The 13757-nt window shown below is 69.7% G+C and carries 13 protein-coding genes; 9 read left to right on the top strand and 4 right to left on the bottom strand.

The genetic code is table 11. The annotated features are described in order from the left end of the window. Positions 1-3: 3 nt before the first annotated feature. Positions 4-1035 (top strand): L-erythro-3,5-diaminohexanoate dehydrogenase, encoded by a 1032-nt coding sequence (locus FOF48_RS23045; protein ID WP_143904925.1) that lies wholly within the window; start codon positions 4-6, stop codon positions 1033-1035. Here the strand turns inward: FOF48_RS23045 and FOF48_RS23050 are convergent. From FOF48_RS23050 to FOF48_RS23060, 3 genes are all read right to left on the bottom strand, one after another. Continuing rightward, a complete protein-coding gene (locus FOF48_RS23050) occupies positions 1032-2771 on the bottom strand; it encodes a glycosyl hydrolase family 18 protein (RefSeq protein ID WP_328701068.1) in 1740 nt (579 codons plus the stop codon). The two genes, FOF48_RS23045 and FOF48_RS23050, sit on opposite strands and share 4 nt — an antisense overlap. A 265-nt stretch (positions 2772-3036) precedes the next feature. Further along, on the bottom strand, positions 3037-3645 hold the full coding sequence (locus tag FOF48_RS23055) for an ankyrin repeat domain-containing protein (protein WP_143904927.1): 609 nt from the start codon (positions 3643-3645) through the stop codon (positions 3037-3039). A 105-nt stretch (positions 3646-3750) separates the two neighbouring features. Further along, positions 3751-5295, bottom strand: coding sequence for a catalase (locus FOF48_RS23060; protein ID WP_143904928.1), 1545 nt, complete (start codon positions 5293-5295; stop codon positions 3751-3753). A 355-nt stretch (positions 5296-5650) separates the two neighbouring features. Here FOF48_RS23060 and FOF48_RS23065 point away from each other — a divergent pair, with 355 nt between their 5' ends. The 5 genes from FOF48_RS23065 to FOF48_RS23085 are packed head-to-tail and all read left to right on the top strand — an operon-like array spanning position 5651 to position 9686. Further along, the gene (locus tag FOF48_RS23065) at positions 5651-7201 is read left to right on the top strand and encodes a lysine 5,6-aminomutase subunit alpha (RefSeq protein WP_143904929.1); all 1551 of its coding nucleotides are present in this window, start codon (positions 5651-5653) and stop codon (positions 7199-7201) included. After that, complete coding sequence (locus FOF48_RS23070; RefSeq protein ID WP_143904930.1) at positions 7198-7677, top strand: hypothetical protein; 480 nt, start codon at positions 7198-7200, stop codon at positions 7675-7677. Before FOF48_RS23065 ends, FOF48_RS23070 begins: the two co-directional genes overlap by 4 nt. A gap of 4 nt (positions 7678-7681) precedes the next feature. Next, positions 7682-8467 (top strand): OAM dimerization domain-containing protein, encoded by a 786-nt coding sequence (locus FOF48_RS23075; RefSeq protein WP_143904931.1) that lies wholly within the window; start codon positions 7682-7684, stop codon positions 8465-8467. Then, entirely contained in the window at positions 8464-8862 is a 399-nt protein-coding gene (locus FOF48_RS23080) for a hotdog fold domain-containing protein (RefSeq protein WP_221938248.1), read from the top strand. The genes FOF48_RS23075 and FOF48_RS23080 overlap by 4 nt, the downstream gene beginning before the upstream one ends. Next, positions 8859-9686 (top strand): 3-keto-5-aminohexanoate cleavage protein, encoded by an 828-nt coding sequence (locus tag FOF48_RS23085; RefSeq protein WP_143904932.1) that lies wholly within the window; start codon positions 8859-8861, stop codon positions 9684-9686. The genes FOF48_RS23080 and FOF48_RS23085 overlap by 4 nt, the downstream gene beginning before the upstream one ends. Before the next feature lie 66 nt (positions 9687-9752). Here FOF48_RS23085 and FOF48_RS23090 read toward each other — a convergent pair whose 3' ends face one another. After that, the gene (locus FOF48_RS23090; protein WP_143904933.1) at positions 9753-11219 is read right to left on the bottom strand and encodes an FAD-dependent monooxygenase; all 1467 of its coding nucleotides are present in this window, start codon (positions 11217-11219) and stop codon (positions 9753-9755) included. 91 nt (positions 11220-11310) lie between these two features. On the opposite strand from FOF48_RS23090, the gene FOF48_RS23095 reads away from it, so the two are divergent. The 3 genes from FOF48_RS23095 (at position 11311) to FOF48_RS23105 (ending at position 13695) form a co-directional block, all read left to right on the top strand. Next, entirely contained in the window at positions 11311-11937 is a 627-nt protein-coding gene (locus FOF48_RS23095; protein WP_143904934.1) for a TetR/AcrR family transcriptional regulator C-terminal domain-containing protein, read from the top strand. Positions 11938-12134: 197 nt separating this feature from the next. After that, positions 12135-12911 carry an SDR family NAD(P)-dependent oxidoreductase gene (locus FOF48_RS23100; protein WP_143904935.1) on the top strand — a complete coding sequence of 259 codons (777 nt, stop codon included), beginning with the start codon at positions 12135-12137 and terminating at the stop codon, positions 12909-12911. Further along, positions 12901-13695, top strand: a complete 795-nt coding sequence (locus FOF48_RS23105; RefSeq protein WP_186002040.1) for a class I SAM-dependent methyltransferase — start codon at positions 12901-12903, stop codon at positions 13693-13695. The genes FOF48_RS23100 and FOF48_RS23105 overlap by 11 nt, the downstream gene beginning before the upstream one ends. Positions 13696-13757 lie beyond the last annotated feature (62 nt).

A 13757-nucleotide genomic window follows, 5' to 3' on the forward strand; every position in this document is an offset into this window, starting at 1 on the left:
GCCATGGGAACGGATTCGTACGGATTGTCGCGCGTCGTCGGTGAGAAGGGCGTACTGCCGCAGCGCGCGCGCAAGCTGGACCCCTCGCTGCCGTGCCGCGAGGCGGAGCTGCTCATCGACGTGGAGAGCCTCAACATCGACGCGGCGTCCTTCAAGCAGATCAAGGACGACGTGGGCGGTGACCCCGCGCGCATCGCGGGGCGCATCCAGGACATCGTGCGCGAGCGCGGCAAGATGCAGAACCCCGTCACCGGCTCGGGCGGGATGCTCATTGGCCGCGTGAAGGAGCTGGGCGCGAAGCACCCCGCCAACGGCGTGCTCAAGCCGGGGGACCGCATCGCCACCCTGGTGAGCCTGACGCTCACGCCGCTCGTCATCGACGAGGTGAAGGCGGTGCACGTGGACATCGACCGGGTGGACATCCGGGGGCACGCGCTGCTCTTCGCGAGCGGCATCTACGCGAAGCTGCCGGAGGACATGCCGGACACGCTGTCGCTGGCGGCGCTGGACGTGTGCGGCGCGCCCGCGCTGGTGGCGCGCCACGTGCGCCCGGGCATGACGGTGGCGGTGCTGGGCGCGGGCAAGAGCGGGGCCCTGTGCCTCGCGCAGGCGCGCCGCAGCCTGGAGAGCCGCGGCCGGCTGCTCGCGCTGGACATCTCCCAGAAGGCGCTGGACGCGCTGTCCGCCATCGGCCTGTGCGACGAGGCGCTGAAGGTGGATGCCACCCAGGGCGTGGACGTGATGGAGGCCGTGCGGAAGGCGACGGACGGTCAGCTCTGCGACCTGGTCGTCAACTGCGCCAGCGTGGGCAACACGGAGATGGCGTCCCTGCTGTCCGTGAAGGACGGCGGCACGGTCATCTTCTTCTCCATGGCCACCAGCTTCACCACGGCGGCCCTGGGCGCGGAGGGCGTGGGCAAGGACGTCACCATGCTCGTGGGCAATGGCTACGTGCCCGGCCACGCGACCCTCACGCTGGAGCTCCTGCGCACGGAACCGTCGCTGCGCCAGCTCTTCGAGTCCCGCTACGTCTAGGGCTGGAGGAAGGCCGTGTGCGTGGCCCGCATCAGCGGGTCCTGCTGGCCTGCCAGGGCCTGCCGGAAGTGGCCCTGGTTGATGGTCCAGATGATGCCGCCTCCCAGGCCCTTCTCGCGCGCCCAGCGGCCCTTCTCCGTGACGGACGGGATGTCCTCGTAGGAGATGTAGTTGCACGACTGCGGGCCGAACGCGGTGGGGAAGGAGAGGTAGGGCACCTTGGCCCGCTCATCCCAGCGGTACGCCTCCGGCGAGTAGTAGAGCGACTGGATGTTGGCGTAGCTCATCGCGTTGTCGCTCTGCTCCTCCTTCACGTCCGGCCGCCCGTCCAGCGGCGTGCCCGGCTCCGTGACGCCCTGCCAGCAGGTGCCGAAGAAGCCGATGCCCACGCCCAGGCGCTGCGGCGGGACGCCCGCGTCCAGGAACGCCTGCACGGAGCTGGCGACGGAGCTGGGGTGGCCGGAGTTCTCACCGAACAGCGCGCTGGAGTGCCAGCTCTCCCACTGCCCCCAGTGGCCGCTCATCTTGTAGGCCATGACGTTCATCTGGTCGACGCGGGCCGCCAGCTGGCGGTGGAACTCCGCGTCCACCTTGCCCAGCGTGAAGTTGGAGTTCACCCAGCCCACGGGCACCGTGAGGATGATCTTCTCATCCGCGGCGCGCAGCTCATCCAGGAGGGCCAGCACCGGCGCGCTGTCCTGCGGCAGGAGGATGGGCTCCCAGTCCACGTCCACGCCGTCGAACTCCAGCTCGCGCATCACGTTGATGATGTTGCGCACCAGGTTGCGGCGCTTCTCCAGCGTCTCCGTCGCCGCCTTGAAGCCGTCGTACTCACCCATGCCGCCCAGCATCAGCAGCGCCTTCTTGCCGGCCTGATGCGCGCGCTGCGCCAGCGCCTTCGCCATCTTGGGACCCTCGATGGCGTCCACGTCGAAGTCCGTATAGAGCGTGCCGTCGATGCGCGGACGGATGCGGCCCACCACCACGTGCGTGAGCAGCGACATGTCCACCGCGTCCACGGGGTACAGGTCGCGCTGGTAGCCCACCCAGTAGCCCATCACCCAGCTGGCGGGCGCGCCCCCGGGACGCGGCGTCACCGCCGAGGCCGTGCGCACGCACGGGCCCTCTCCCACCTCGTTGGCCGCGCAGACGGTGAAGGTGTACGCCGTCCCGTTCGCGAGGCCGTCGATGAGCATGCCCGACGCGGGCGCGTCCACGCGCTGCACCCGGCCGCTCGGCTCCGTCATCACCTTGAAGTACGACAGCGGCCGGCCGCCGTAGCTCGCCGGCGCAAGCCAGCTCACGTACGCCTGGCCATTGCCCGCGGTGGGCACCACCGAGCGCGGCTGTCCCGGCGCCGTGGGGTTCGGGATGCTCATCCCCGCCTGCGGCGTCACCAGGTCTGTCTCCACCGAGGCGGTGCCTTCGCCCATCGCGTTCACCGCCGCGACCTTGAAGACGTAGGTGAGGCCGTTGTTCAGGCCCCGCACCATCGCCTGCGTGTCCGGCACCTTCACCAGCGCGCCGCCGCACTCGGGCACGCAGCGCACCACGTAGTAGAGCAGCGGGCTGCCACCGTCGCTGGGGGGCACCGACCATGTCACCAACGCGGACGCATCCCCCGGCTGCGCGACCACCTGCTTCGGGGCTTCCGGCGCCGTGAGCGGCACCTCCGGCTTGTCCGGCCCCCCGCCGAAATCGCAACCGCTCAACATCACCACGAGGGTCAGACCCACCCACCCACGCACTGGCATTGCCCGATGGCTGATCATCCCTGCGCTCCTGGAAGGACGCGGCATGTTATGCGGCCGGACCCCCCAGGCGAGTCAAGCCTAAGTGGAAAAATGCGGTATTTTTGTATGAATGGCAATTCCCGTATTAACCCGACTAATCCCATCCCACTAGCGAATCACGAAACCTCAGTGGATGGGAAATCACCCAGCAAGAACGGCTGGTGTGAGAGGCACCCAGCATGCGCGCGGGGATTTCAGATGTCGGACTTCAGCGCACCTGAGCCGTAGGGGTGGAGGCGGGCGCGACGGGGGCCGCGGGGACCTGGGTCTGGGCCCAGTCGTCGGCGGAGCGGCCGCTGGTGTCGCGCAGGGAGGGGGAGGCGCCGCGGTGGCGGAGCGCGTCGGCGACCTCGGTGCGGCCGAAGAGGACGGCGAACATCAGGGCGGTCTGGCCCAGGCGGTTGGTCTGGTCCACCGCGCAGGGCTGGGCGTTCAGGAGCTTCACGACGTCCGCGTAGCCCTTGAAGGCGGCGCCCATGAGGGCGGTGTTGCCCCGGTTGTCGCCCGCGCACGCGTCGGCCCCGGCGGCGAGCAGCGCCCTCACCGTGTCCGTGTGGCCGTGGTAGGCGGCGAGGATGAGCGGGGAGAAGCCGCGGTTGTCGCGGGCCTCCACGGGCGTGCCGGCCTTGACGAGCCCGGTGACGATGTCCGTCTCTCCCTCGCGTGCGGCGGCGAGCAGGTAGCGCTCCGCGTCGCTGGTGGCGAGCAGTCGTCCGGTGGGGGCCGCCGGTGCGCGCAGGGACATCCACGCGGCGACGAGCAGCGTGCACACCAGCGTCAACAGACCCAACGAACCCAGCAGCAGCTTGCGAAGCATGAGGGCGTCTCCAGGGGCCCCCGTCCCGAAAGGGGACCGGGGACGGGGGCGGGAAGAAGGGGGAGGGCGGGGCCGCCGGAGGACCTCCGGGGCCCCGGGGCTACGTCACGGCTGGTCGCGCGTGGCGAGCGGCGCGATGGCGGCCTTCGCGTCGTCCAGCTTCACGTTCACGGCCTTGGCCAGCCGCGTGCCGTAGTCCGCGTTGGCCGTGTAGAAGAAGCCGACCATGCGCGCGCGGACCTTCGCGTCGCGCACCTGGCCCAGGTCGCCGGCCAGGTTCTGGATGAGCCGCTCCTTGCCGCCCGCGTCGAGCGCCGCGTAGAAGGCGCCCGCCTGGGAGAAGTTGTCCGTCTTGTCGATGGCCCGCTGCTGCGTGGTGCCGGACAGGGGCGCGCTGGAGAGGAGCGCGGAGGGCGTGTCCGACGTCTCGTTCGTGATGCTGGGCTCGTAGTTCACGTCCGACTTCGTGTTGCCGCTGTTCAGCGCGCCCCCCTGGTTGTTGTTGTTCACCGCGCTGCGCGCGTGGTTCACGGACAGCGACAGGTAGTTGGCGCCAATGCGGTAGCGCTGCGTGTCCGCGTAGGAGAAGAGGCGGCCCTGCAGCAGCCGGTCCTCGGACGGCTCGATGCCCGGCGGCGTCACGCCCGGGGAGAACGCGGACTGCTCCGTCTCCTCGAAGAAGTTGTCCGGCATCTTGTTGAGGGTGAACTTGCCCAGCTTCACCGGCGGCAGCTTGTCCTTGGGCCACTCCTTGGTCGCGTCCAGCGGATCGAACGAGAAGCCGTCCAGGTCCTTGGGATCCAGCACCTGCACGCTCAGCTCCCACGAGGGGAACTTGCCGGCCTGGATGTTCGTGTAGAGGTCATGCGTGGCGTGCTGGAAGTCCTGCCCGCCCAGCTTCGTGGCCTCCTCCACGGTGAGGCCCTTCACGCCCTGCTGCGACTTCCAGTTGAACTTGACGTACTTCACCTGGCCCTTGGCGTTGACGAACTTGAACGCGTGCACGCCGTTGCCGTCCATCTGCCGGTAGCTCGCCGGGATGCCCAGGTCCGAATAGAGCTGGGTGATCATGTGCGTGGCTTCAGGCTGGTGGCTGAAGAAGTCGAAGAAGCGGTTCGGGTCCTGCCGGTTGGTGACCGGGGACGGCTTCAGCGAATGCACCATGTCCGGGAACTTGATGGCGTCGCGGATGAAGAACACGGGCAGGTTGTTGCCGACCAGGTCCCAGTTGCCCTCGTCCGTGTAGAACTTCAGCGCGAAGCCGCGCGGATCGCGCAGCGTCTCCGGTGAACCGCTGGGGTGGATGACCGTGGAGAAGCGCACGAACATCGGCGTCTTCTTGCCCTTCTGGGAGAAGACGGAGGCGCGCGTGAGGCCGGAGAAGTCACCGTAGCTTTCGAAGGTGCCGTAGGCGCCCACGCCGCGCGCGTGCACCACACGCTCCGGGATGCGCTCGCGGTCGAAGCGCGCCAGCTTCTCGATGAGGGCGAAGTCCTCCAGGAGCACGCCGCCCCGAGGGCCCGCGGTCTTGGAGTTCTGGTTCGTGCCCAGGGGCGCGCCAGAGTCGGTGGTGATGGGAGGCGGATTGCCAGCGGCCAGGGCGGGAGTGCCAGACAGCAGGATCGCGAGCAGCAGGGAGCGTCGGTTCAAGGGGACTCCTTGGGTTGCGGGGACCGCGGGCAGCCACAGAGCACGTCCCATGCCGCGTACTCATTTTCAGTTATTTCAATAAGTTGGCGTGTTGAGTGTGGCCGCCGTCACCGACGTGGCGGTGTTTTCACCGTCATTTGGGTGGGAGGCATCCTCGCTTTTTCGGTGCTCCTGCCTGATTTTTCGGTACTCGCGCCTGCAACGAAGTTTCGGTGGGGTCGCCCAGGTCGCGGGGCGCACTCTCGCGGCGTGATGCGTCTCGCCATCCAAGAGGCGCGGTGCGGCATCGTCCCCTGGCGGGCGGAGGCCCCGGGTTCTTGAGCCGAAGCGCGCGGGGCTCGGGTAGGGTGCGCGCATGTCAGGCCCGTTTATCGACGACGCGCGGATTGCCGAGGCGCGCAAGCTGGCGGCCGAGATCGTCAATCCGATCTTCGACCTCATCCAACACAACACCACCGTCTCCAATGAGCGCACCGTGCTGCGCTTCTTTGGGATCTCCGGTGCGGGCGCGCGCGGCGTGCCGCTCACCAACCTGATGGTGGACAAGCTGAAGTCCGCCGGGGTGCTCAACCGGGGCGCCGCGTACTGGTATGGCCGGGCGCTGCAACTGGGCGCCCGCAGCCCGCTGGAGGCCGTGGAGCGCCTCACCGCGCTGCCCATGGACAAGATGGGCCCCCTGTCGCCGGAGATGGAGGCGAACCTGCGCGACGAGGTGCGCGCGGAGGCCCGGGCGGCGATGACGGAGCTGAAGGCGCGCATCGCCCAGCGCAACGCCCTGCGCGAGCAGTTCCCCATGTCGCCCGCGCCGCACAAGTACGTCATCGTGGCCACCGGCAACATCTACGACGACGTGGATCAGGCCCGCGCGGCGGCCCAGGCGGGCGCGGACGTCATCGCGGTCATCCGCTCCACGGCGCAGTCGCTCTTGGACTACGTGCCCCACGGCGCGACGACGGAGGGCTACGGCGGCACCTACGCCACCCAGGAGAACTTCCGCGTGATGCGCGAGGCCCTGGACGACGAGAGCCGCAAGCTCAAGCGCTACATCCAGCTCACCAACTACTCGTCCGGCCTCTGCATGTCGGAGATCGCCTTCTGCGCGGCCTACGAGAAGCTGGACATGCTGCTCAACGACGCGATGTACGGAATCCTGTTCCGGGACATCAACATGCGCCGGACGTTCATCGACCAGTACTTCAGCCGCCGCATCTGCGCCCTGGCCGGCATCATCATCAACACCGGCGAGGACAACTACATCACCACCGCGGACGCGTACGACGCGGCCCACACCGTGATCGCCAGCCAGTTCATCAACGAGTCCTTCGCCAAGCGCGCGGGCCTGAAGGACTGGCAGCTGGGCATTGGCCACTCGTACGAGATCGATCCGTACCGGGACGACACGCTCCTGCTGGAGCTGTCCCAGGCGATGCTCGTGCGCCGCTGCTTCCCGGACGCGCCGCTCAAGTACATGCCGCCCACGAAGCACAAGGAGACGGACATCTTCTTCAGCCACGCGTACGACGTGATGGCGGACCTGGTGGCCATCTGGACGCGGCAGGGCATCCAGCTGCTCGGGATGATGACGGAGGCCATGCACACACCGCTGCTCGCGGACCGGTACGTGGCGCTCAAGTCCGCGTCGTACATCCACCGCGCGGCGCGCGGCATCGACGAGGAGTTCACCGTCCGCGAGGACGGGAAGATCGCCAACCGGGCGCGCGAGGTCTTCGCCAAGGCGGAGGAGCTGCTGCGCGAGTGCCACTCGGAGGGCATGGTGGCCGCCATCGGCAAGGGGCGCTTCGGTGACGTGAAGCGCGAGGAGACCGGTGGCAAGGGCCTGGACGGCGTGCTGGAGAAGGCGCCGGATTACTTCAACCCGTTCCTGGAAATGCTGGAGGCGTCATGATCCTGAGTACCTTTGTGGCGGTGATGTTGTCCGCGGGCGGCAGCGCGGATGCGTTGAGCAGCGTGACGGTGAAGAACATCGCGCTGAAGGCTCCGGCGGCGTGGACGCGCTCCAACATGGACGGCACGGAGAAGTTCCTGGCGCCCTCCGGTGACGCCTACTTCCTGGTGGACGTGGGCACGGTGCAGACCGCGGGCATGCGGGCGGAGCTGTGCCGCACGAAGATCCTCGCGAACATCGGCGGCGACGGCTGGACCATGATGAAGGTGGGCGGCCAGCCGGCGGCCACGAAGACGGACACGGACGCGGCGCCGGACGGCAGCGGCAACGTGGACACCGTGACGTACGTGGGGTGCAACGGGAAGACGACGTGGTCGGTGGTCTTCTACATGGAGCAGGGCAAGAAGGACCGTTTCGCCCAGGTCGCCGAGAAGGTGGGCACCAGCGTGTCGTTCACGCCGCCCAAGAAGGGGTAGTTCGATGGTGAAGCCGAGCAAGCAGATCATCCGCCCCTACGGCGACCGTCGCGACGACGGGATGGTGCAGCTGTCGTTCACGCTGCCCGTGCCGCTGTCGGAGAAGGCGAAGGAGGCCGCCGCCCAGTTCACGAAGAAGATGGGCTTCACGGACGTGAAGGTGGCGGCCGCCGAACGCGCGGCGGACCAGTACACCTTCTTCGTCGTCTACGCCCGCTCCAGCGTGGCCCTGGACTACGCGGAGATCGACGTGCCTGAGGTGGTGGTGCGCAAGATGGGGTTCGACGACCTCAACGCGCTCATCAAGGAGAAGGTGCGCCGCCGCATCGTCGTGTTCGGAGCGTGCACCGGCACGGACACGCACACGGTGGGCATCGACGCCATCCTGAACATGAAGGGCTACGCGGGCGACTACGGCCTGGAGCGCTACCCGGGCTTCGAGGCCTTCAACCTGGGCAGCCAGGTGCCCAACGAGGACCTCATCAAGAAGGCCACCGCGAAGCACGCGGACGCCATCCTGGTGTCGCAGGTCGTCACGCAGCGCGACGTGCACAAGGACAACTCGCGCCAGTTCATCGACGCGGCGAAGGCGGCCGGCATCCACGGCAAGACGCTCTTGCTGTTGGGCGGGCCGCGCGTGGACCACAAGCTGGCGCTGGAGCTGGGCTTCGACGCGGGCTTCGGGCCGGGCACCAAGCCGTCGGACGTGGCGAACTACATCGTGCACGCGGTGATGAAGAAAGAGGGCACGGAGTCCCAGGACTCCCACTACCAGGGAGAACCCACGTGAGCACTGGCGTGAAGGCGGTTCTGCGGCTGCGCATGGGCAGCCATGACGCGCACTACGGCGGCAACCTGGTGGACGGGGCGCGGATGCTCGGCCTGTTCGGGGACGTGGCCACGGAGCTGTGCATCCGCTCGGACGGCGACGAGGGCCTGTTTCGCGCCTACGACTCCGTGGAGTTCCTGGCGCCGGTGTACGCGGGCGACTTCATCGAGGCGGAAGGGGAGATCCTCAGCGCGGGCAACACGTCGCGCAAGATGCGCTTCGAGGCGCGCAAGGTCATCCGTCCGCGTCCGGACGTGAATGACTCGGCGGCGGACGTGCTGCCGGAGGCCGTGGTGGTGTGCCGGGCGACGGGCACGTGCGTGGTCCCCAAGGACAAGCAGCGGGGGCAGCGATGAGCCGGCCCATGGTCCTCACGGCGGCGATGGTGGGCGCGGAGACGACGCGCGAGCAGACGCCGCACCTGCCCATCACCGCGGAGGAGATCGCGGAGGACGCGGCGAAGTGCCGTGAGGCGGGCGCGGCCATGGTGCACCTGCATGTGCGCACGGCGGACGGCAAGCCGTCGCAGGACGCGGAGCTGTTCCGAGCGGCCATCCGCGCCATCCGCAAGCGCACGGACGTGCTCGTCCAGGTGTCCACGGGCGGCGCGGTGGGCATGGGCGTGGACGAGCGGTGCGGCGGGCTGACGCTCACCGGCGCGGACAAGCCGGACATGGCCACGCTGACCACGGGCACGGTCAACTTCGGGGAAGAGGTGTTCTGGAACCCGAGGCCGCTGGTGCGCGACATCGCGAAGCGCATCCGCGCGATTGGCCTCAAGCCGGAGCTGGAGTGCTTCGACGTGGGGATGATCGACGAGGCGCGCTACCTGGCGAAGGAGGGGCTGGTGGAGCTGCCGGCGCACTTCGACTTCGTGCTGGGCGTGCCGGGCACGCTCCAGGCGCGGCCGGAGGTGCTGGACTTCATGATCGCCTCGCTGCCGGAGGGGAGCTCCTGGACGGTGGCGGGCGTGGGGCGCCAGCAGCTCCCGTTCGTGGACGAGGCCGCGAAGCGCGGCGGCAACGCGCGCGTCGGCCTGGAGGACAACATCTACCTGTCCAAGGGCGTGCTCGCGAAGGGCAACTTCGAGCTGGTGGCGGAGGCCGCGAAGCGCGCCCGCGCCGCGGGCCGTGAGCCCGCGACGCCGGAGCAGGCCCGGCAGCTGCTGCGCCTGGGCTGAGCCCGGGCGCATCCACGCGAGGCCCGGGAGCGGACGACGCCCCGGGCCTTCGTGTTCCTGGAGGCCTCACGCGGCCCAGGCGCAGGCGACGTGCCCGTCGGGGCGCACCAGCATTCCCCCCAGGCCCTGGAGGTCTTCGCGTGCGGCGGGGATTCGTGTCCGCAGCCGTGTCACGGGGGGCCGCCAGCCGGGCTCCCAGCGGGGCAGGGGGCGTGAGCTGTCCGTGCCCAGGCCCAGCAGCAGCCACTGGCCGGCATGCAGCGCCGCGTAGAGCGGCACCTCCGCGCGGTCCTCCTGCGGGAGGGGCATGTCGGCCAGCCGGCGGCCGCTCCAGCCGGGCAGCAGGGGCGTGTCCACCTCTGGCGCGGGGACCTCCAGCGGCGCGTAGCCTACGTCCAGGGCTCCAATGTTGTTCGCGAGCTGGCGGTTCAGCCAGGGCTCACGGAGCAGGTCACTCAGCAGCGAGCGCAGGGCCAGCGTCTCCTCCGTGGCGCCCATCAGCGCGGTCTGCGCCCGCGTGTTGGTCAGGAGCGCCTCACCCACGGGACGGCGTTCGCGCGAGTAGCTGTCCAGCAGGGCCTCCGGTGCGCCGTTCTTCACCACCGCCGCGAGCTTCCACCCCAGGTTCATCGCGTCCTGCAGGCCGACGTTGAGGCCCTGGCCCCCGGCCGGGAAGTGGATGTGCGCGGCATCTCCCGCGAGCAGCACGCGGCCCTCGCGGTAGCGCTCCGCGAGCCGGGTCTCGTTGCCGAAGCGCGACAGCCACCGGGGCTCCCTCATCGCGAAGTCCCTGCCCGTGATGCGCGTGACGCTGTCCCGCAGCTCCTCCAGCGTGACGGGATCGCGCAGCGGCACCTGCTCCCGGAGCGGATCATTGACGACGATGCGGTGGATGCCCGGGGCCATGGGCACCACCATCACGCCTCCCCGTGCGTTCGAGATGCCGATGGCGGGCTGCGAAGGCGGCGCTCCCAGCGTCACGTCCCCCAACATCGCCGTGCGTGTCACGTCCGTCCCCGGGAAGGGGATCCCCGCGAGCCTCCGCACCGCGCTCCGGGCTCCATCCGCGCCCACCACGAAGCGCGCGCGGATCCGGAACGCGCCTGTGTCCCCAGCGCCCTCCAGCTCCACGCCGTCGCGCTCCTGGCGCAGCGCCTCCACGGTGTGGCTTCGCCGCACGGCCACGCCCAGCTCCCGCGCCCGCGCTTCCAACAGCGCCTCCGTCACCGCCTGCGGGATGAACAGCGTGTAAGGGAAGCGCGTGTCCAGGACGCTGAAGTCCAGCCGCGTGTCCAGCATCGCGAAGTGGCCCGTGGGCAGCGGACGTCCCTGCTCCAGGAACCGCCCCTCCAGCCCTCGCAGCGCCAGCACCTCCAGCGAACGCGGGTGCAGCGTCAGGGCCCGCGACTCTCGCACCGGCTCCGCGCGCCGCTCGAACACCTCCACCCGGACCCCCGCCAGCGCCAGTTCGCACGCGAGCCACAGCCCGGTGGGGCCTGCTCCCACCACTGCTACCTCGAGGACTTCCGCCATGACCGACCTCCTGCCCGAAGGCGTCAAACTAACGTTGTTAGGGATCTTCTAACGGTGTTAGTTTGTCAAGTCAGAGAGGGTGGAGCGGGGCATGCGAATCCAGCGGGAGCGAGTGGTGGAGGCGGCGTGGGCGCTGCTGGATGAGCACGGCCTGGAGGGGCTGACGATGCGCGTGCTCGCGAAGGCGCTCTCCATCCAGGCGCCGTCGCTGTACTGGCACTTCCCGGGCAAGCAGGCCCTGTTGGACGCGATGGCGGACTCGCTGGTGCGAGACGTGGCGAGGACGCTGACGGCGGAGACGCCGTGGGAGCCGGTGGTGCGCACCGTGGCGGAGGAGCTGCGGCGCGCGTTCAGGTCCCACCGAGACGGTGCGCGCGTCTACGCAGGCACCCTCGTCGTGTCCGAGCACACGCTGCGTGTCGCCGACACCGTCATCGGCTCCCTGGGCCGGGCGGGGCTCGGGCCTCAGGAGGCGAGCTGGGCGGCCTTCACCGCGCTCGACTACGTGCTGGGCTTCACCATCGAGGAGCAGGGCTTCATCGCACAGGACTCGGAGGTGAAGGCGCGGGAGGTGGCGCTGCGGGAGCTCGCTGCGGCCCGCTACCCCCACGCGGCGGGCGCGGTGGACGCCATCTTGGATCGCGACTTCGACCGCCGCTTCGCCTTCGGGTTGGAGCTGCTCGTCGCCGGCCTCCGCGCCCGGCTGCCACCGCGGTAGCCGCACGTCCGCCCGCTCGCGCCGTTCGGCTGACACCCATCGCCGTCAGGTTCGCTCCGGCGATTTCGTCACGCTCCCCCGCGAGTGGCGTCTCCCACGACACTCCTCCGGATCCTCCCTGTCCGCCCCGGCGGGCTCGGGCATCATGCCGCGCATTCCTCCCGGCCTGACGGGAGCCCACGAGGAGTCGCGAAGCGATGGACACGGAGCTGCAGGGCAAGGGTGTGCTGGTGACGGGCGGCGCGGGCGGCATCGGCTCCGCGCTGGTGCGAGCGTTCGCGGGCGAGGGCGCGAAGGTGGCGGTGCACTACCACCGCAGCCAGGAGAGGGCGGCGGCGCTCGCGCGCGAGGTGGGCGGCACGTCCGTGCGCGCGGACCTCACGGTGGAGGCGGACGTGGACGCGCTGGTGCCCCAGGCGGTGAAGGACCTGGGCCGGCTGGATGTGCTGGTGTGCAACACCGGCGTGTGGCCCGCGCCCGATGAGCCGGTGTGGAAGCTGTCGCTGGAGCGCTGGCGCCGCACGCTGGCGGAGAACCTGGACAGCGTGTTCCTCAGCTGCCGCGCGTTCCTGCGCCACGTGGAGACCACGGGCACGGGCAACATCGTCATCATCAGCTCCACCGCGGGCCTCTTCGGGGAGGCGGGCCACGCGGACTACGCCGTGGCGAAGGGCGCGCTCGCGAGCGGCTTCGTCAAGAGCCTGAAGAACGAGCTGCACCGCATCGCGCCCATGGGCCGCGTCAACGTGGTGTGCCCGGGCTGGACGGCGGTGGACCGCCACCGTGAAAAGCTGGACGACCCGAAGTTCGTCGGCCGCGTCACGCGGACGATGCCGCTGCGTAAGGTGGGGCAGCCGGAGGACGTGGCGCGCGTCGTGGTGACGCTCGCGTCGGATCGCATCTCCGGCCACGTGACGGGGGAAGTCGTCACGGTGGCGGGAGGCATGGAAGGACGGGTGCTGCATGAAGGCTGAGATGGACGTGCGGGCGTACAACCGCGAGGCGTGGGACCGCGAGGTGGGCCGGGGCAACCGGTGGACGGTGCCGGTGTCGCCGGAGGTCATCGCCGCCGCGCGCCGGGGAGACTGGAGCGTGGTGCTCACGCCCACGAAACCCGTCCCGCGCGCGTGGTTCGGGGACCTGAACGGTCGGGACGTGCTGGGCCTGGCGAGCGCGGGCGGCCAGCAGTGCCCGGTGCTCGCGGCGGCGGGCGCGCACGTCACCGTGTTCGACAACTCCCCCGCGCAGCTGAGACAGGACCGCGAGGTCGCCGAGCGCGAGGGGCTGGAGCTGAAGCTCGTGGAGGGCGACATGAAGGACCTCTCCGCGTTCGCCGACGGCAGCTTCGACCTCATCTTCCACCCGTGCTCCAACTGCTTCGTGGACGACGTGCGGCCGGTGTGGCGCGAGGCCTACCGCGTGCTGCGCCCGGGCGGCGTGCTGCTGTCGGGCCTGTGCAACCCGGTCCGCTACCTCTTCGACCCCGCGCAGGAGGAGCAGGGCGTCATGCGGCTCAAGTACCCGATGCCGTATTCGGACTTCACCAGCCTCTCCGACGAGGAGCGCCGCCGCTACACGGACAAGGGCGAGCCGCTGTGCGTGGGCCACTCGCTGGAGGATCAACTGGGAGGTCAGCTGGACGCGGGCTTCGTGCTCACCCACCTCTTCGAGGACCGGTACGAGGAGAAGGACCTGCTCTCCACGTTCCTGTCCACCTTCATGGCCACGCGCGCGGTGAAGGGGGCCCCACGTTCGTGACGCAGAAGTGCGTTGCGCTTGGGAGCCGAAAAAGCCTACAGGAGTGCTGTCCGGGTCCAACC

The organism is Corallococcus sp. Z5C101001, assembly GCF_007352635.1.
GTDB lineage: Bacteria > Myxococcota > Myxococcia > Myxococcales > Myxococcaceae > Corallococcus > Corallococcus silvisoli.